Origin of the sequence: Acinetobacter sp. TUM15071, assembly GCF_008980925.1 — a bacterium.
GTDB classification, from domain to species: domain Bacteria; phylum Pseudomonadota; class Gammaproteobacteria; order Pseudomonadales; family Moraxellaceae; genus Acinetobacter; species Acinetobacter dispersus.
On record NZ_BKGB01000019.1, the window covers coordinates 17,433 to 35,700 of the forward strand.

An 18,268-nucleotide genomic window follows, 5' to 3' on the forward strand; every position below is an offset into this window, starting at 1 on the left:
TGGTTTATTTTTTAAAGAAACTTTTCGACCAATTGTATAGATTGTTGATATAGATCATGTGCCAATTGCTGATTTTTGGCATGGGAAGATTTCCAGTCAGGCATATGTGCACTGACATACTCCCCATTACGGTTTGCCCATTCATCTCCAATCGCCATTCTGCTAATCAAATTTGCAGGAACAGAGGTTGGTACTAAACCTAGTTTCATCGCCGCATAGACAGGTTTAGGCAAATCTCGATAAATATCTGAAGCGACACCACCTGGGTGTAGTGCATTATTGGTAATTGAACTATCTGCCAGTTGTTCTGCTAACGCATTGCTAAACAGTAAATTCGCGAGTTTGGATTGTCCATAATAGAACAGCGGATTATAAAAACCTTCTGCACGGAATTTATTGGGTTTGATTGAACCTGCCCAATGTGCAATTGAGGCTAAATGGACGATACGTGCTTGAGGAGATTGTTTTAAAACGGGAAGCAGTTTTTGGGTCAATAGAAAATGCCCCAGATAATTGACGCCAAACTGTTGCTCAAAACCATCAGCAGTCAGTTGTTTGGTTTTGGCAAATAGTCCCGCATTGTTGATCAACACATCCAGATTGCCATAACGATCTGCAATTTCATCCGCTGCTTTTCGAGTCAGTTCAAGGTTGTTGAGGTCGAGGGAGATGAGATCGACTTGTCCTTGGTCGAGTGCACGTAATTTGTTTTGTGCTTGTTGTGCTTTCTGTGGATTTCGGCACGCCAGAATCACGTGTTGCCCTTGTTTAACTAACTGTTCTGCCGTGGCAAAACCAATGCCTGTATTGGCACCTGTAATCAGTATTTTCACTTCCTGTACTCCAGTTATGCTATTTATTGGTGGGATTGCAAGAATCTGTATAGTGCTGCAAATTTGACAATTTGTCATGTCAAATTTGAAAATGGGAGATGACTGGCATTCAAGAAACTTACTAATGTAGCTCAACTTGGCTCTAACATTTTTGGCTAAAATTGATAAAAGTCATTTTCAGTCGCTTTTTATTTATTTCCAAAAGAGCTTTAATGTCTTGTAGCGATAAACTTATAAAATGATTTGAAGATAATGAGTCCAGAAGAATTACAGCGGTGTATTAATCAACTCTATTGGTGGGATGGCTATGAGCGTGAAGCAGCATTAAAGCAGCTAAAAGGGTGTTTTGAACCAGATCTATTTCCGCATTTATTGCGTAAATTAAGTGATTATGTGCCTATAAATAGGCAACTTGCAGCCCAACATTTGTTGGTGTGGTCTGAAAGACCGGAGTGTATAGATCTTTGTATTGATTATTTCCTTGATGTTTATGCAATTCAAAAACGAATCCGTATTGTGGGCGAGATTGAAGAGATATTAATGCAAAAGATAGCCTATAATTTGGATAGGGTGAAGTCTATATTGCGGTTTAAACAAGGGAAATTAGCTAGAACGCTATATCGTTATGTTTTCGATAAAAGAATACTCTCAGAGCTTGAACTGGTTGAAATAGCTCAATATGCAAAGGATCAAGGTATTCGAAAATACTGGATTTCTTTTGTTGTGAAGCAAGATGTTGCATTCATAAAGCAGCAACTAATACAAACGCAATATGCTGATGTTAAAAAAGCAATTTTATATGAATTGCAACAACAGGGTGAGTTGGATGAAGTTATTCTACTTCAAGCCCTGAATAGCCAATATTTATCAATTGTCGATATTGCCATTTATGAGTTAAAACAACGGGATTTTGATTTTTTTGAATATTTTAGACGACTCATAATAGTCTTAGCTTTAACTGAACAAGAGGTTAGACTCGGGTTGATGCAAATGCTGTTATTAAAATGGGATAAGCAGGACTTTTATTCTTTGATTAAGTTTTTAAATCAACCTTCTGTTTTATTTGTTGTTTTATATAAGGCGACGAAGTTGGGATATTTTGATTTAGATGAAGTTGTGAAAGTGCTGGAAGAAAAACAGCTTAGACTGCCTTTTTATTTGTTGCGAAAATTTATTTTACTTGATCGCATTCAACCTAGGCAGCTTGATCATCTTTATCAATTCAGTAATGAGCAGCTTGGTGTAGCTCAACGTTTAGAGGCTTACGATAATTTTTCTTTTTGGAATAAGTTTGATTGGCTTATTTGTTTATGGAAATATTGTCATACTCATATAGAGAAACAAATTTTAAAAGAAAAGGTAGAGGTATTGTTAAGTGAAGTTAAGCATCAATACTATCGCCCAATTTGGACCAAAGAGGATCGATTAAAGAGAGCAGCTTTATTTGCCACTTTTTGTCAAGTTTATAGTCTTACAGAGCAATATACGCAAGAGTGTAAGCGGATACAGGAATTACTGATTTAGATATAAAAAAGCGACCTATTCGGTCGCTTTTTTTGAGAGTTTTACGCTACAGATTCGGGTGCACGCCATAAGCTTTCTAAGTCGTAGAACTTACGCGCGGTTGGTAACATTACATGTACCACAACAAAACCGAGGTCGATTAAGATCCACTCAGCATCGCGTTCACCTTCGACACCGATTGGGCGGAAACCTGCTTTACGTGCTTCATCAGCAACATTGTCTGCAAGGGCTTTGACATGACGAGTCGATGTACCGCTTGCAATCACAATTGCATCGGCAACATTGCTAATCGTACTTACGTCAAGTTCAAGAATATCTTTGGCTTTTACATCAGTGAGAGCTTCATGTACAACTTTTAGGCAAGCTTGTACATCTTTGTTCGCTGTTTTGATTTTTAGGTCGTGAGAATTAGAAGCGCTGGGCGATGGTTCTAAATTCATAGAGGGTATATTTTCCTGACAATTGCTCATTGTCAAATATACCGTTTTTCTCTAAAAAGTTCAAATTTTAGCAGTAACAGTTTATGTATTCACATCATTGGAAAAGTACTTCTTTTTCCATGCAAAAGATTGATCTGACTGAGTTTTTGGTCTGTATTCAGCTGCAATGAGACCTCGATAGTCACTTTGTGCTAACCAGTCAAAGATCTGTTTATACGGGATATTTCCTGTATCTGGCTCATTGCGGCCCGGACAGTCGGCAAATTGAATATGCCCAATTTGATGCAAGTTTTCTTGTAAACCAGCCAAAACATCTTCACCCATCATGGCCATGTGATAACAGTCATACTGCATTTTGAGCGCAGGATGGTTGACCGCTTCTAGCATTTCTTGCGCTTGAGCAATGTTCTGAACCAAAAAGCGTGGCATATCGGTGCCATTAATCATTTCTAAAACAGGTTCAATGCCTTGTTCGGTTAACATATGACAAGCAAGCTTTAGATTATTTGATAGGGTATTAAGACAAGGGAGTAGATCAGCATCAAGTGGCTGTTTACCTGCCAGAATATTCACACGTGGAACATTTAATGCATTTGCATAGCTAATGGCGAGTTCAAGGGCCTGATGAAACTCGACTTCACGACCAGGTACACCCGCAAGCCCATTGCCGCCTTGCATTAAATCGCCTGCAGGAACGTTAATCAGACAGAGAGATAAATTGTATTGTTCAAGTTGGGTTCGAATATCAATGATGTCTAATTCATAAGGAAATTGAATTTCCACATGCTGAAAACCGTGAGCTTGCGCTAAAGCAAAACGCTCGATTAAAGGGACTTCAGTGAAAATCATTGATAAATTGACTGCAAGATGGCTCATGTTCGGACTCCCTGAATCAATAGATCCTATTTATTGTTCTATAATTTTGATGATAGTCGCTAAATCCTTCTCAGCAAAGCCATTTTCTTGGTGAGCTTGTAACTGTAATAGAGCTTTTTGTGCCACAGGTATCTTTAAGTTAAAACTTTGTGCCAGAAGTAATGCATTGTTTAAATCTTTTGATAGGGTTTGCACCTTCCACTGTACTGGCTCAAAAGTATGTGTTGCCATACGAGGAGCGAGAATTTGAAAGGGTTTAGAGTCGGCAAAACCACCTGCGAGTGCAGGAGCAAGTAAAGTCGTATCCACACCTGCTTGGTCTGCAAGAGCGACTGCTTCGGCAATGAGCGTGCTATTAGCTGCAACAATCAATTGATTACAGATCTTGGTGGCTTGCCCTGTGCCTGACTCTCCCATACGAGTAACACGCTGTGAGAGTACATTGTAAATTGGGGTGAGCTGTTCGATCGTCTTAGCATCACCACCTGCAAAAATAACCAATGTCCCTTGCTCAGCTCCCATGGTTCCGCCTGATACAGGGGAGTCAATCCATGTGACCTGTTGTTGTTGAGCAGACTGAGCCAATTGTTGCGTTGCTGAGACTGATAAGCTGGAGAAATCAACGATGATCTGTTCAGCTTTCAAATACGGTTGAATTTGGGCGAAAACATTTTGCACCGCTTGATCATCGGCTAAACAGGTCAAAATAACAGGATAGCTTCCGATGTCATTTAGCTTTAAGAGTAATGCACCTTGCTGCTGTAGAGGTTCACATGCAAGTGGGCTACGGTTCCAGACCGCCACAGGATAACCTGCTTGTAAGAGTTGGCTGGCCATACGTGTGCCCATTAAACCCATCCCCAAGAAAGCGATTGGTGTTTTTTGATTCGCATGCATGTGAATATTCTCCAGTCGTGATTATTTATATTGACGTGGTAGGAATTGAACCTCTGGATTCTTGTCCTTTTTACGCGCAAGACTGCTGTTTTTACCTAAAAGTAGTTTGAGTTGCCAGAGTTTTTCTAAGCGTAAAGCTTTTTCTGGTTGGTGTTCCATCGCATCTAAGACACGTTTGGCCGCCATAATCGCATCTGGTGAGCGCTGTAAAATTTCTTCGGCAATGATGTTCGCTTTCGCTAATGGGTCATTGTCTAAATGCGTCACCAGACCAATTTGTTTGGCGTATTCAGCATCAAAGATACGTGCAGTTAAGGTCAATTCTTTTGCCAAATCAACGCCAATCAGTCCTTTTAATGAGCGTGTTAGCCCCATATCGGGTACAAGGCCCCAGCGACTTTCCATAATTGACATTTGAGTGCTTGGCGTCGCAATACGAATATCGGCTGCGAGTGCGAGCTGCATACCTGCACCAAAGCAATAGCCTTCGATTGCTGCAATCACAGGGATCGGTAGGTTTTGCCAGATCAGGAATGCTTTTTGAAACAGACTTTGCCCTGGTTTGATCAGTTCCCAAGCGGCAAAAGCGGTATTTTTAGGATTGTTTAAATCAGACAGGTCGATGCCTGCACTAAAGACTTGCGCTTCACCTGTGAGAATGACACAGCGGATTGAACGATCTTTTTCAATTTTTTTAGCAGTTGCCACCAGCTCTTTGAGTAAGGCAAAGCTCATTGCATTGCGTTTGTCAGGGCGGTTTAGGGAAACTGTTGCGATTCCATTGTTCTTTTCAACGCGTAAAAGTGCCATCTGCCTTACTCTTATTGTGTTTGATGAGGCAGCATAGCATGAGTCTTTAGGTTGAAACATGACAGGGCAGTCACAAAAAAGCCTGCCTGTATTTTAATCATTGATTATCCAATATCCCAACTTACAGTCTTAGGAGTCATGGGCATGTAGGATTAAGTTGGCGGCCTGTCTCACTTGTTCAATTGCCGTGCTGAGTTCATTGAAACGATGTGTGGTTTCACGAATAAACACATCATCCGCTTTACGACGTTCTTTGCGTAGGGTCGAGATAAATTGTTCAAACTCGCCTGAGACTTGCTGTAAATTTGGGGTGCCAACATAACGGGTTGCGCCATAAAGACGATGTAGGACATGCTCGAGTTGTGGAAAATCTTCCATCTCAATCAGTTGCTGCATTTCCGCCAGTTCCGTATCGAAACTATCCACCAGCATATTTAATAAATCTTGCGCTAGATCTTCTTTGTTAGCTGCAAGTTGTACGCTTTGTTGCCAATTCAGGATTTGAGGATCAATTGATTCAATTGGCCGCTTGGGTTCAATGCTCGCAGGTTGGGCACTGAAGTTATTTTTGGTCCAATGCGTCAGAATCTGAATGATTTGCTCCATCTGAATCGGCTTGGTCACATAATCATTCATACCAACTTTGAGCAGCTTCTGCTTTTCATCGGCCAGTGCATGTGCTGTGAGTGCAATAATTGGCAGTTGCATCCCATTATCAAGTGTTGATTCCAATGAGCGAATGGCGCGCGTGGTATCAATCCCTGACATCACTGGCATTTGAATATCCATAAATACCAAATCAAACGGCGGCGATTTTTGTTCGATTCGCTCTTGAATAATGTCGATGGCCTTTTGTCCACTTAAGGCTTTGGTGGTGGTGACATTGAGCTCGCCAAGTAAGGCTTCAAGTACAATCAAATTAGGCAGATGATCATCCACAGCCAAGATATGTAAACCTTGACCATTAAAGTCTTCTGGTTCTTGCTCAAAAACAGGCTCATTGCCGAGTAATTGGACCAACTCACGACGACTTAACGGTTGATACAGTGGGCGCGCACGATATTCATTGAGCATGTTCGGCTCAAGACTCATCTGGTAACCATAAACGGCTAAGTTGCCATGATAGCGTTGACGAATCTCTTTGAGTAAGGCCTCTGTATCACCACTATGATCTACAATTAGCCAAGTATTTTCCTGCTGATTCAGGTGATTTAAACGGCTGAATAGGTCCAGAATCGACTGTGTTTCAATATGTGAAACATGATAATTCTCGAGGTATGAACGTAGTACGCTGGCCGTTGCAGGATGGGCAAGATACGACACCACTTGTAAATGATCGAAACGAGGGTGTTCAACAAACTCATCTTGTTCTTCAACTTTAAATGAAGCCGTGAACCAGAAGGTTGAACCTTTCTCTGTTGGCGCACGTTCTTGGTTATCTTCAAAGCCAATTTGACCGTGCATCAAATGTACCAGCTGTTTGGAAATCGCTAAACCAAGTCCTGTACCACCAAATTGACGGGTGACTGAAGCATCACCCTGAGAGAATGATTCAAATAACTTTTTACGATCTGTACCACTCAGACCAATACCGCTGTCTTGGACACTAAAATGCAGTAAACATTGCCCAATTTCATCATCTTCCATACGTACACGGACAATGATTTCCCCATCAGGAGTGAATTTGATCGCATTGGAGATTAGATTGGTCAGAATCTGTTTAAAGCGTAAGGCGTCACCCACCACATGCTTTGGAATATTCTCTGCATAATAGAAAGCCATGTTGATATGTTTTTGTGCCGCCAAAGGCGAGAGCATATCCATCACATCGAAAATGGCTTCTTCAAGGTCAAATGGGGCGGTTTCGAGTTCTAATTTACCTGCGTCAATTTTAGAGAAATCTAATACATCGTTGATCAGTGCCAATAAGTGTGCAGATGATTTTCGGATGGTTTGCAAATAAAGATTTTGCTCATTACTCAGGTTTTGCTGGCGCAGCAGTAAATGAATAAAGCCATCAATACTGTTCAATGGTGTTCTAAGTTCATGGCTGATATTGGCCAAAAACACCGACTTGGACTGATTCGATGAAATCGCTTGGTCACGTGCCTGACGATAGGTAATGTTCTGAACTTCTAAGGTATCCAGTGTCCGACGTAAGTCTTCTTCGGTTTGTTCAGTATGTTCTTTTAATTCTAAAAAACTAAAGTGTAGGCGTTTTACTACATTGGCAATATCACGTTGCAGCAAACGCAGCTCACCAGTACTGTTCACTACGATATGCTGGTCTAGTGTATCGGCATTTAAGCGTTGCATTTGCATGCGGATTTCGTATAGCGGTGCGAGCCAGCGACGCGAAAAGACATTTAAGCAGAACAATAAAATGAGTAAGGTGAGTAGTCCTGTCACCACCAACGAAAGTAGAATTTTATAGCGAGCAAGTTCAAGTGGTTGATTGTCTAATTCAATCATTAACCAAACAGAATAGGGGTTGCCACTGTCCAGCTTGGAGCCATAGATACTGTTGTGGTTGTGGGCAATTGGCCCAAAGAAATTACTATTTTCTGGGAAGTTTGGCCAAAACCGATTGTTTTGATAGCCAACACTTAAATAAGTTTGTCCTCGGGTATCAATCAGCACAGCGCGCTGTAAATTTTTTTCATCAAACATCTTTTGCATGATGTTTTGGGCACGATCATATTGATCTGGTTGCTCTTGAACCAAGCGTAATAAATCATTTGCGGTTTGATGGTAGCGCGCCAAAATCGCCGAAGCATCCGAACGTTGTTGTGATTTTGCGGAGCTGGTGGTTTCGGATAAAACCCAAAGAATTCCAACGCCTGTCAAAATGGCAATCGGCACCAAAATCAGTGCAATCAATTGCCCATAAGCATGATTGAGGCGTAAGCGTTTCGATATGGTCTTATTGAAATTTGACATAGTACGGTCAGATTTATCATTCTGCGCAACATCTTAGCACGCTTTGTGAAAATCAAGGACATCTGCTTGCCAATAAAAAGCATAGTGAAAAGGTGCAGTATCTCTATTTTTTTCATACAATAGGCGCCACCTTGATATCGGTGTCGATCATGACGAATACGCAAACTGATTTTTTAGCAGATGATTTTTTACTGGATTACTATGTCGGTAAAACCCCTTTGGTGCGTTTGCAGCGTTTAGCGTGTCATACCCAAGCCGCGGTATTAGCAAAATTAGAAGGCAATAACCCTGCAGGTTCGGTCAAAGACCGTCCAGCTTATAACATGATTGTGCAAGCGGAAAAACGTGGACAAATTCAACCGGGTGATACCTTGATTGAAGCGACCAGTGGCAACACCGGTATTGCTTTGGCGATGGTTGCAGCAATGCGCGGCTATAAAATGAAGCTGATCATGCCGAACAACATGAGCCAGGAGCGTAAAGATGCAATGTTGGCTTATGGTGCTGAGCTGATTGAAGTCACGCAGCAACAAGGAATGGAAGGTGCTCGCGACCTTGCTTTGCAAATGCAGGCGGAAGGCAAAGGCTTTGTACTGAATCAGTTTGGTAATCCCGACAACGTAGAAGCACATTACCTGACGACGGGTCCTGAGATATGGAAGCAAACAGGTGGGAAAATTACCCACTTTGTCAGCTCAATGGGTACCACAGGGACGATTATGGGCGTCTCTAAATATTTGAAAGAACAAAATCCAGATATTCAGATTGTCGGCTTACAACCTTCTGATGGTTCAAGCATTGCTGGGATCCGCCGTTGGCCTGAAGAATATTTGCCGACGATTTTTGATCGCAGTCGTGTAGACCGTATTATCGATATTCCACAGATTGAAGCAGAAAAAACCATGCGTAAACTGGCACGTACGGAAGGTATCAGTGCGGGAACATCTTCAGGTGGTGCGGTTTGGGCATCGATTAAAATTGCTGAAGAAAATCCTGATGCGGTGATTGTCTGCATTATTTGTGATCGTGGGGATCGTTACTTATCTACGGGATTATTCTCAGTACAAGATTAGAATCTCCCCGAAACCCCTTCTTTTAAAAAGAAGGGGGAACTCCTCCCTTTATAAATAAAAGGAGGTTGGGAGGGATTTGAAGAGATTTTAAGATGAATTTACGTTTTCCGATTTTAGTTTTTGATATTGAAACACTGACTGATATAAAAGCTGGTGCACATCTTTATCATCTTGATCTGCCTGAAAGCGATGTTGAACAAGCGTTGACCAAAATTCGTCGTCAAGAGTCGGGGATGGATTTTCAACGCTTACCATTACATGAAATCGTTTGTATTTCAGGGTTGTGGATCGATGAAAAAGGCTTTCGCCTGTTTTCATTTAGTCAGGAACAAAACACTGAAGCTGAGATGTTGACCAAGTTCCTGTCTATTTTTGATAAGAAACAACCGACCTTGGTCAGTTGGAATGGTTCACAATTTGATTTGCCTGTGATCCTATTCAGGGCCATGTATCATGGTCTTTCGGCACCAAGTTTATTTGATCAAGGCGAAATTGATCAGCAAAAGCGTTTTAATAACTATCAAAACCGTTATCACCATCGTCATGTTGACCTGATGGATGTAATGGCGATGTTTAATGGTCGCAATTTTCAAAAACTGGATGATATTGCTTGTTTGCTTGGTTTTCCTGGGAAAAGAGGCGAGTCTGGCTATCATGTGCCAGAATATGTTCGTACGCAACAGTGGTTGAAATTGACCAGCTATTGCGAAGGTGATGTGCTGAATACATGGCTGGTTTATTTACGCTGGCTGTTGCTCAAAGGGCAGCTCAATCAACACGATCATCAGCATTTGGTTCAATCGACGATTGATTATTTACAAACGCAAACGCAACAAACAGAATTCTTACAGGTATGGCAGCAGTCATCGCAATATACTGTATTCACCGCAGATACTTTTGCGCCAAAAAATTAGGTTCATCTTTTGAAACACAAAGCCAAACAACGTCCAGCTCAATATCCAACTTATACCTTTCAGATTGAAGCTTTTTCACATGAGGGGCGTGGTATTGCGCACTATGGAACGCACCCAGATCATCCTAAAGAAAAGCAGGGCAAGAAAGTTTTTATTCGTTATGCCTTGGTGGGTGAGACGGTACAAGCCAAGATCACTAATCAGACCACGCGTTTAGAAGAAGCGGATATGATCTCGCTTGCGAGTGAGGCTGCACAGGAACGTGTCGATCCGATTTGTCCGCATTTTGGTGTGTGTGGCGGTTGTAGTCTGCAACATATTCATCCTGACCAACAGATTTTACTTAAGCAGAATGTTTTAAAATCCCATTTGCAGCATTTTGCAGGTCTGCAACCCGAGCAATGGTTGGATCCCATTCGTTCTGTCAAAACTGATTACCGCCGTCGTGCCCGAATTGGGGTGCGTTATATGGCTAAACAGGATCGTTTGGTGATGGGGTTTCGTGAGCATCACAGCAATCATTTAACTGCTATTCAGCAGTGTAAAGTATTGGATCAAAGTTTATCCGAAACTTTACCAGAATTGAAAAAACTACTCGAAAGTCTAACAGGCAAGGCGCATATTGGTCATATAGAATTGGCGATGGGAGACAATGAGGTTGCATTGTTGATTCGTCATTTAGATGAATTAAATGTGTCGGATGTCAACCAATTACGTCAATTTACGTTACTCAAAGGATGGCAGTTGTATTTGCAACCTAAAGGTGGAGAAAGTTTACATCGCGTAGATGATTCACAAGCTCCAATGCGTTTGCATTACAGTTTGGGCGATTTTGACATCAAATTTGCGTTTTCACCTTTAGACTTTACCCAAGTCAATAGTGGTGTAAACGCACAAATGATTCAGTTGGCATGTGAATTGCTTCAATTACAGGAAGGGGAAAGAGTGCTTGACCTATTCTGTGGGTTAGGTAATTTTTCTCTACCAATTGCACGTTGTGTGGGTGAGACAGGTCAGGTGGTCGGCGTTGAGGCGAGTGATGAGATGGTGCAACGGGCAACTGAAAATGCGAAAGCGAATCAATTGTCACAGGCAGTATTCTTTTCACAAGATTTAACAAAAGACTTTTCGCATCATTCTTGGGCGAAGCAAGGATTTGATGCATTATTAATTGATCCTCCACGATCAGGTGCATTTGAAGTCATGCAATATGTACCAAAGTTTGGAGCAAAAAGAATCGTTTATGTTTCATGTAACCCATCAACACTGGCAAGGGATGCAGGTGTACTGGCACAATATGGCTATCAATTGAAGAAAGCTGCGGTAATGGACATGTTTACGCATACTGAACATGTTGAATCGATTGCCCTGTTTGAAAAAATTGGTCGGCTTGAAAAAATCGAAGAGATAAACGATTAAAAAATGAGTTACATATCCAGAGGAGAAAGGTATGGTCACAGTACGTGAGCAGTTACCTGGACGACTCCAAGAGTTGTCTGAGGAAGCGACTGTAGAACATGCCGCTGAAGCGCAAAGTAGTCTAGTGTCTTGGCTAGATCGAGTGCGTGGTATTTTGGATGGGGCTGAGCTGAAACAACTTCAACAAGTTGCAGAGCTTACCTTAGCAAAAGAATTACAAGCGACGGTGAATCATCGTATCAATACCTTTAGTACAGGGATTGGTATGGCGGATATTTTGGCCCATTTACGTGTTGATGAAGACACGCTTTCAGCGGCGGTGTTATATCGTAGTGTACGTGAGGGATTAATCACCTTAGAAGATATTCAACAACAGTTTGGCGAGCAAGTTTTGGCTTTGGTCCAAGGCACTCTTGCAATGGGTAAACTGTCAGAGTTGATTGAAAAGAATAAACGCCTCGAAGATCATTTTAATAATAACCAGCGCGAGCACTTAAATGGCATTTATAAAATGCTGATTTCAGTGACCGAAGATGTTCGTGTTGTTTTGATCAAATTGGCAGAGCGGACCTATGCTTTACGTGAGTTGGCGACAGCAAGCAAAGAGCGTCAAGAGCGTGTGGCACGCGAAATTCTCACCATTTATTCTCCATTGGCACACCGTTTAGGCATTGCCCAGCTCAAGTGGGAATTGGAAGATCTTGCCTTTCGTTATTTAGCACCAGAACGTTATAAAGAAATTGCATCTTTATTGAATGAAAAGCGTTTGGAGCGTGAGCAATATATTCAGTTTGTGATTGATAAACTCAAAACTGAACTCGGTGAATACGACATTCAAGCTGAAATCACTGGCCGAGTGAAGCACATTTATTCGATTTATCGAAAAATGAAAAGCAAGAACCTCAGTTTCGACCAGCTTTATGATATCCGTGCAGTGCGTGTGTTGGTGAAAAGTGTCCCTGATTGTTATCACGCATTGGGGATTGTGCATCAGTTATGGCGTCACATTCCGAACCAGTTTGATGACTATGTTACCAATCCAAAGGCAAACGGTTATCGCTCATTGCATACTGCCGTGATTGCTGAGAATAAGTCTTTAGAAGTACAAATTCGTACCTTTGAGATGCATAACGAAGCAGAGCTTGGGGTGTGCTCGCACTTTAACTATAAAGAAGGTGCGAAGAATACCGACCATTCTTTTAATGATCGTTTGCATTCGTTACGTGCTGTGCTTGAGCATTATCAAGAGCGTACTGAGACTACACCGCACGGTGAAGATGAAGAGTCGAATGGTATTGATCAAATTCAAGATTTTGAGAATTTTGAAAAGATCTATGTATTTAGTCGTGATGGTGACATCAAGGAGTTGCCACGTGGTTCAACCGTTCTTGACTTTGCGTATCATGTGCATACTGAGGTGGGGAACAAGTGCTATGCGGCACGTGTCAACCAACGTTATGTGCCTTTAACCTACACTTTAAAGACAGGTGAGCAGGTAGAGATTCTAACCAAGAAAGATCGTGAGCCAAACCGTGACTGGTTGGTGAACTCTTTGGGTTATATCAAAACAGCACGTGCGCGTGACAAGTTACGTCATTGGTTTAGACAGCAGGATCGCAGCAAGAACGTTGAAGTTGGACGTGAGCTTCTGACTAAAGAGTTGGCGCGTTTAGCAATTCATCCAAAAAGTATTGATCTCAAAGATTATTCATCTCATTTCAACCTGAAATCGGGTGATGATATTTTGGTTGCATTGGTCAGCGGTGATGTCAGCCTGCATGCTTTGATGAATCAAGTGAATCGTCAGATGCACTTGGATCAAGACGAACCTGAACTGGTGTTAAAACCTGCCTTAAATCCACGTGCCAGCCATACGTTATCGGCACATGGGATTTTGATTGATGGTTTGGATAATGTTGAGCTACATATTGCGCAATGTTGTCAGCCCGTACATGGTGAGTCGATTGGTGGTTATATCACGTTGAATCGTGGCGTGAGCATTCATAAGGTTGCGTGTCCTGACTACTTACGGATGACCACTCAAGAACCTGAGCGTGCTGTTGAAGCTGATTGGGAAATGCAGCCAACGCGTGGTCAGAGTGTGCAGATCGTGGTGGAAGCTTATGATCGCCGTGGTTTACTGAAAGATTTAACTCAGGTGATTTTCTCAGACCAAATCAATATTCGTCAGGTGAATACGATTTCTGAGGCAGATGGTATCGCCAATATGAAGTTGTTGATTGAAGTAAAAGGCTTGGCACAACTGTCCCGTTTATTGGCCCGTTTAGAGCAACAACCAGGCATTATCAGTGCAAGACGTTTGGTTCAAGGAAGCTAGACAATAAAAGAAAAAAGCTGCATTTCGATGCAGCTTTTTTATGTTTATCGTTTCGCTAAAAAGATATTGGTGAGTCGGTTTAAAAACTGTGGGCTAATACTGGACAGTTGATACATCAATTTGGTTTTTATCCCAACAGGTGTGTGGGTCGGGATTAGGGCATGGTCTTTTTGTTGTGCCAAATGCAGCACCTGTTTCGCCACATCGGCAGGGGTTAAATCCACACCAATATTTTGAATACTACCTGCATCCATGTCTTTCACCATATTGGTTTGTACAAATAGTGGCATGACGTCTAAGACTCGAATATTGTATTTTTGCCATTCGACATCCAAGGCTTCCGTTAAACCGCGAACTGCAAATTTGCTGGCAGAGTAAGATGCTAAATCAGCTTGACCATAAATCGCGGATGCTGAAGAAAGGTTAATAACACGTGCAAAGCTGGCTTGTTGTAAATGTGCTAGGGCGGTGTGGCAGCCATTGAGAACGCCCTTAACGTTAATATCAATGGTACGGTGATGTGATTGAATTGGGGTGTTTTCAAACGCCCCCGAATAGAGAATTCCGGCATTATTGACCAAGATATTCAGTTCACCTGCCCAGCTTTTAAATTCCTGTAGTGCGATCTGCCATTGACGCGGATTGCTTACATCGAGATAGCCTGCTTTAGCATTCTCTCCAAGTTGTTTAGCTAAGCCTTGAGCTTGTTCTTCGTTGATATCATAGATGCCAACTTTAAAACCTTTTTGGTGAAATAAACGTGCGATTTCAGCACCAATTCCTTGTGCAGCCCCACTAATAAAAACACTATATGGCATTACTTTCCCTTGCTTTATATTGATAATTTTTACGTGCGTGTATATTACGCATATGCAGCTTGGTGCTGCAACAATTTGCTTGTTTGGGTTTGGAGATCACATCATGGAAAAATTATTGGCAATCATGCAAGAACTAAGACAAAAGTGCCCATGGGATCAACAGCAAACCCCAGAAAGTTTGACGCGATATGCCATTGAAGAGGCTTATGAAGTTGAGGATGCAATTCGTTCGGGTGATATCGATGAGATTCGTAATGAACTCGGTGATTTATTGTTGCAAGTGGTGTTTCAATCTCAAATGTTTGATGAAAAAGGATTATTTAATTTTCAGGATGTGGTAAATGCGATCAGTGAAAAATTGATTCGTCGTCATCCGCATGTTTTTGAGGCAGAAAAATATCAAAATCTAAGGCCTGAGCAAGTGAGTGAGTTGTGGAAACAAATCAAACAACAAGAAAAACAAGGTAAAGTACAGTCAAGGCTAGATGAGATTAAACATGCGCCTGCACTGGTACAGGCACATGAAATTCAGAGCAAAGCAGCACAACTCGGCTTTGATTTTGAAACTGTTGAAGATGCTTATGGCAAGTTAGATGAGGAATTGGGGGAATTACAGCAAGCGCTAAGAAATCAAAATGCTGCTGAAATTCAAGAAGAGTTTGGGGATTGTTTGTTCTCTTTGATTAATGTGGGGCGTAAGCTTGGTGTCTCAAGTGAAACTGCATTGCTGGCAACGATTCATAAATTTAGAAGTCGTTTCGCCTTTATTGAGCAACAGGCAATAAAACAACAGAAAGACTTGCAAGAAATGAGTTTGGCAGAAATGGATGAACTATGGGAGCAAGCGAAAAGACAATTAAAATCGCAGGAGAGAAAAAATGATATTGCCGCAATTAAGCAGCAAACATAAGATTTTTTTATTAATGCTTTTGTGCTTGGGATGTATTTCACATCTCAACGCACAGCAGTTTGATCAGTCTTATCAGCAATGGAAAGCACAGCAGCAGGTACGTGATCAGCAATTGGCGAATCAGCAGAACAATAACTATTATTTATCTCGCCCTACACAACAGCAAAATTCTAAACAAGTTTCATCATCCGTAAATATTCAAGGTGGTAAAATTAGCTTGAACCAAGCGAACTTACAGCAATTACAGACACTCAGTGGCGTTGGTGAAAAAAAGGCGCAAGCGATTATGGAATATCGCCAAAAAAATGGTGCTTTTAAAAGTATAGATGAGTTGATGAACATAAAAGGTATTGGGCCAAAACTGCTTGAGAAAAACAGAGCAAGGCTCATGTTATAACTAAGAAAGTGAGATGTGGTTGTTAATTTCGCATACAGATCTGTTGAAACTACAACAGAATAAATTGCCCTTTGTGTGTGTTAGAGCTATGATTAGCGACAAATTGTTATTTACGTCCTGACGTAGGAGACAGTGTCTTTTGCAAACTTTGCGTGCGTCAAAATGTGGTTTATCCACAACTCAACTCCCTTCCTCAATTCTAGATGTGATTGATAGTCTGACGAAAGCAGGCTACGAGGCATATATTGTGGGTGGTGGTGTTCGAGACATGATGTTAGGTCTTAATCCAAAGGATTTTGACGCGGTTACTAATGCTACACCAGCCCAAGTCAAAGAGGTTTTTGGTCGACGTTGCCGAATTATCGGACGGCGTTTTGAGTTAGCACATGTATATTCTGGTCGCGAACTGATTGAGGTTGCGACATTCCGTGCCCCACCAAAAAAAGCAGTCACCAGTGCCTCTGGTATGATTCTTCGAGATAATAACTGGGGAACGATTGAGCAAGATTTTGCTCGTCGAGATTTTTCCATCAATACCTTGTATTACCAGCCACGAAAAGGTGTCGTACTTGATTTCTGCCATGCGGTAGATGATATCAATACGCGTACCTTACGTTTCCTCGGCGAACCTGCACAGCGTTTTGAAGAGGATCCTGTACGCATGTTGCGTGCTTTGCGCTTTGCCGCAAAATTGAATTTTCAAATTGATCAATCCATTCTAGATGTTTTTGATGCAGATATGACGCAACTGTTGCGTGATGTCTCGCCACATCGTTTATACGATGAGTCACAAAAATTATTTACCATGGGGCATCTTACCCGTGTACTGCCAATGTTGATTGAATTTGGTGTCTGGAAGCAATTGTTTGCCGAAATCCCACCGAATCTCACTGCATTTATTGAGCGTGCGGCAAGAAATACCGATCAACGAATTCAAATTGGTAAAACCATTAACCCTGCATTTTTCTATGCAGTGTTGTTGTGGAAGCCATTTTTAGAGCGTTGTGATTTTTATTTAAACAAAGGTGTTGTTCCTGCAGAAGCACGCGCTCAAGCAGGACTTGATGTGCTTAAGCGTCAGGCAACCCGAACCATTATCCCTCGTTTTGCTGAAACCTTTATTCGTGAAGTTTGGGAGATGCAAACGCGTTTACTGAATCCAAAACCACAGCAGATTGAAGCATTGGCAGGGCATGCACGTTTCCGTGCAGGATTCGACTTTTTGTTACTGCGTGAGAAATCTGGTGATAGCAGTACTGAAGGTATGGGCATTTGGTGGGAAGCTTACCAAGAAATGTCACTTGATCAAAAAGAAGCGGCAATCCGTCAATACAATCGTCAGCGTAGTAAAACACGTCGTAAAGCGGTTGATGTCGATGAAGCTAAGCTGACTGAGATCGAACCTTTGGTGGATGTGCCTGAGCCAAGAAATCGTCGTGGCCGAAAAGAACGTGTAAGAACGGACGAGTCGGTTGGACGCTTTGTTGAAAAAGCGGCATCGAATCCGAATCAGATTAACGCTGATCACCCGATTCTTAAACGTAAACGTGTACAACGCGATTTAAGCCAAGTGGTTTTTGGGCCAACGCAATGACCATTCGTAGCTATATTGGTTTAGGCAGTAATTTAGGCGATTCGCAACAGATTCTCAGTGAAGCAGTTGCGAAGCTCGCGACCTTGGGCCATGTAAAAGTATCACGGCTTTATCAAAGTCCACCGATGGGACCACAAGATCAGCCCAACTATTTAAATGCGGTTGTTCAATTGGATACAACACTGGCACCACTTGCTTTACTAGACCAACTACAACAGTTTGAGCAAGAGTCTGGACGTGTCCGTTTGCGCCGTTGGGGAGAGCGTACCCTTGATCTGGATTTACTGATCTATGGCCAAGAGCAGATTCAAAATGAACGTTTAACCGTGCCACACATTGGTCTGTTGGAACGTGATTTTGTGATCCTTCCCTTATTAGATTTAGATGCTCATTTACAATTGAATGGTCATTCTTTAAAAGATTTAGAACTGGTACAGCAAGCAAACTTGACTGTAATAGCAGACCAGTCTTGGGCAACCGCTTAA

Annotated in this window: 16 protein-coding genes; 9 read left to right on the top strand and 7 right to left on the bottom strand. The window is 41.8% G+C overall.

Features of this window, described 5'->3' with window-relative positions; genetic code table 11:
- Positions 1-11: 11 nt before the first annotated feature.
- Positions 12-833, bottom strand: a complete 822-nt coding sequence (locus tag GBI66_RS16050) for an SDR family NAD(P)-dependent oxidoreductase (protein ID WP_151716786.1) — start codon at positions 831-833, stop codon at positions 12-14.
- 252 nt (positions 834-1,085) lie between these two features.
- Between GBI66_RS16050 and GBI66_RS16055 the strand changes: the two genes are divergently transcribed.
- Positions 1,086-2,357, top strand: a complete 1,272-nt coding sequence (locus GBI66_RS16055; protein ID WP_151716787.1) for a hypothetical protein — start codon at positions 1,086-1,088, stop codon at positions 2,355-2,357.
- 41 nt (positions 2,358-2,398) lie between these two features.
- Here the strand turns inward: GBI66_RS16055 and rsfS are convergent, their stop codons facing one another.
- The 5 genes from rsfS to GBI66_RS16080 all read right to left on the bottom strand — a co-directional run bounded on the left by rsfS (position 2,399) and on the right by GBI66_RS16080 (position 8,320).
- Positions 2,399-2,797: a ribosome silencing factor gene (rsfS, locus tag GBI66_RS16060; RefSeq protein WP_004774663.1), complete on the bottom strand. Its 399-nt coding sequence runs from the start codon at positions 2,795-2,797 to the stop codon at positions 2,399-2,401.
- 81 nt (positions 2,798-2,878) lie between these two features.
- The gene (locus GBI66_RS16065; RefSeq protein ID WP_151716788.1) at positions 2,879-3,673 is read right to left on the bottom strand and encodes a hydroxypyruvate isomerase family protein; all 795 of its coding nucleotides are present in this window, start codon (positions 3,671-3,673) and stop codon (positions 2,879-2,881) included.
- A 30-nt stretch (positions 3,674-3,703) separates the two neighbouring features.
- Positions 3,704-4,570 (bottom strand): NAD(P)-dependent oxidoreductase, encoded by an 867-nt coding sequence (locus tag GBI66_RS16070; RefSeq protein ID WP_151716789.1) that lies wholly within the window; start codon positions 4,568-4,570, stop codon positions 3,704-3,706.
- Positions 4,571-4,591: 21 nt separating this feature from the next.
- The gene (locus GBI66_RS16075; protein ID WP_004655703.1) at positions 4,592-5,380 is read right to left on the bottom strand and encodes a crotonase/enoyl-CoA hydratase family protein; all 789 of its coding nucleotides are present in this window, start codon (positions 5,378-5,380) and stop codon (positions 4,592-4,594) included.
- A 129-nt stretch (positions 5,381-5,509) separates the two neighbouring features.
- On the bottom strand, positions 5,510-8,320 hold the full coding sequence (locus GBI66_RS16080) for an ATP-binding protein (protein WP_151716790.1): 2,811 nt from the start codon (positions 8,318-8,320) through the stop codon (positions 5,510-5,512).
- A 149-nt stretch (positions 8,321-8,469) separates the two neighbouring features.
- Here GBI66_RS16080 and cysM point away from each other — a divergent pair, with 149 nt between their 5' ends.
- The 4 genes from cysM to GBI66_RS16100 all read left to right on the top strand — a co-directional run bounded on the left by cysM (position 8,470) and on the right by GBI66_RS16100 (position 14,064).
- On the top strand, positions 8,470-9,393 hold the full coding sequence (cysM, locus tag GBI66_RS16085) for a cysteine synthase CysM (protein ID WP_151716791.1): 924 nt from the start codon (positions 8,470-8,472) through the stop codon (positions 9,391-9,393).
- A gap of 92 nt (positions 9,394-9,485) precedes the next feature.
- Complete coding sequence (locus tag GBI66_RS16090) at positions 9,486-10,307, top strand: 3'-5' exonuclease (RefSeq protein ID WP_151716792.1); 822 nt, start codon at positions 9,486-9,488, stop codon at positions 10,305-10,307.
- Positions 10,308-10,316: 9 nt separating this feature from the next.
- Entirely contained in the window at positions 10,317-11,726 is a 1,410-nt protein-coding gene (gene rlmD, locus GBI66_RS16095; protein ID WP_151716793.1) for a 23S rRNA (uracil(1939)-C(5))-methyltransferase RlmD, read from the top strand.
- Between the two features lie 31 nt (positions 11,727-11,757).
- A complete protein-coding gene (locus GBI66_RS16100) occupies positions 11,758-14,064 on the top strand; it encodes a bifunctional (p)ppGpp synthetase/guanosine-3',5'-bis(diphosphate) 3'-pyrophosphohydrolase (protein ID WP_005184802.1) in 2,307 nt (768 codons plus the stop codon).
- 44 nt (positions 14,065-14,108) lie between these two features.
- Here GBI66_RS16100 and GBI66_RS16105 read toward each other — a convergent pair whose 3' ends face one another.
- On the bottom strand, positions 14,109-14,882 hold the full coding sequence (locus tag GBI66_RS16105) for an SDR family oxidoreductase (RefSeq protein ID WP_151716794.1): 774 nt from the start codon (positions 14,880-14,882) through the stop codon (positions 14,109-14,111).
- Between the two features lie 103 nt (positions 14,883-14,985).
- Here GBI66_RS16105 and mazG point away from each other — a divergent pair, with 103 nt between their 5' ends.
- The 4 genes from mazG to folK all read left to right on the top strand — a co-directional run bounded on the left by mazG (position 14,986) and on the right by folK (position 18,268).
- Positions 14,986-15,792, top strand: a complete 807-nt coding sequence (gene mazG, locus GBI66_RS16110; RefSeq protein WP_151716795.1) for a nucleoside triphosphate pyrophosphohydrolase — start codon at positions 14,986-14,988, stop codon at positions 15,790-15,792.
- Positions 15,761-16,189, top strand: coding sequence for a ComEA family DNA-binding protein (locus tag GBI66_RS16115; RefSeq protein WP_151716796.1), 429 nt, complete (start codon positions 15,761-15,763; stop codon positions 16,187-16,189). Before mazG ends, GBI66_RS16115 begins: the two co-directional genes overlap by 32 nt.
- 139 nt (positions 16,190-16,328) lie before the next feature.
- On the top strand, positions 16,329-17,783 hold the full coding sequence (gene pcnB, locus GBI66_RS16120; protein ID WP_151716797.1) for a polynucleotide adenylyltransferase PcnB: 1,455 nt from the start codon (positions 16,329-16,331) through the stop codon (positions 17,781-17,783).
- Positions 17,780-18,268: a 2-amino-4-hydroxy-6-hydroxymethyldihydropteridine diphosphokinase gene (gene folK / locus GBI66_RS16125; RefSeq protein WP_151716798.1), complete on the top strand. Its 489-nt coding sequence runs from the start codon at positions 17,780-17,782 to the stop codon at positions 18,266-18,268. The genes pcnB and folK overlap by 4 nt, the downstream gene beginning before the upstream one ends.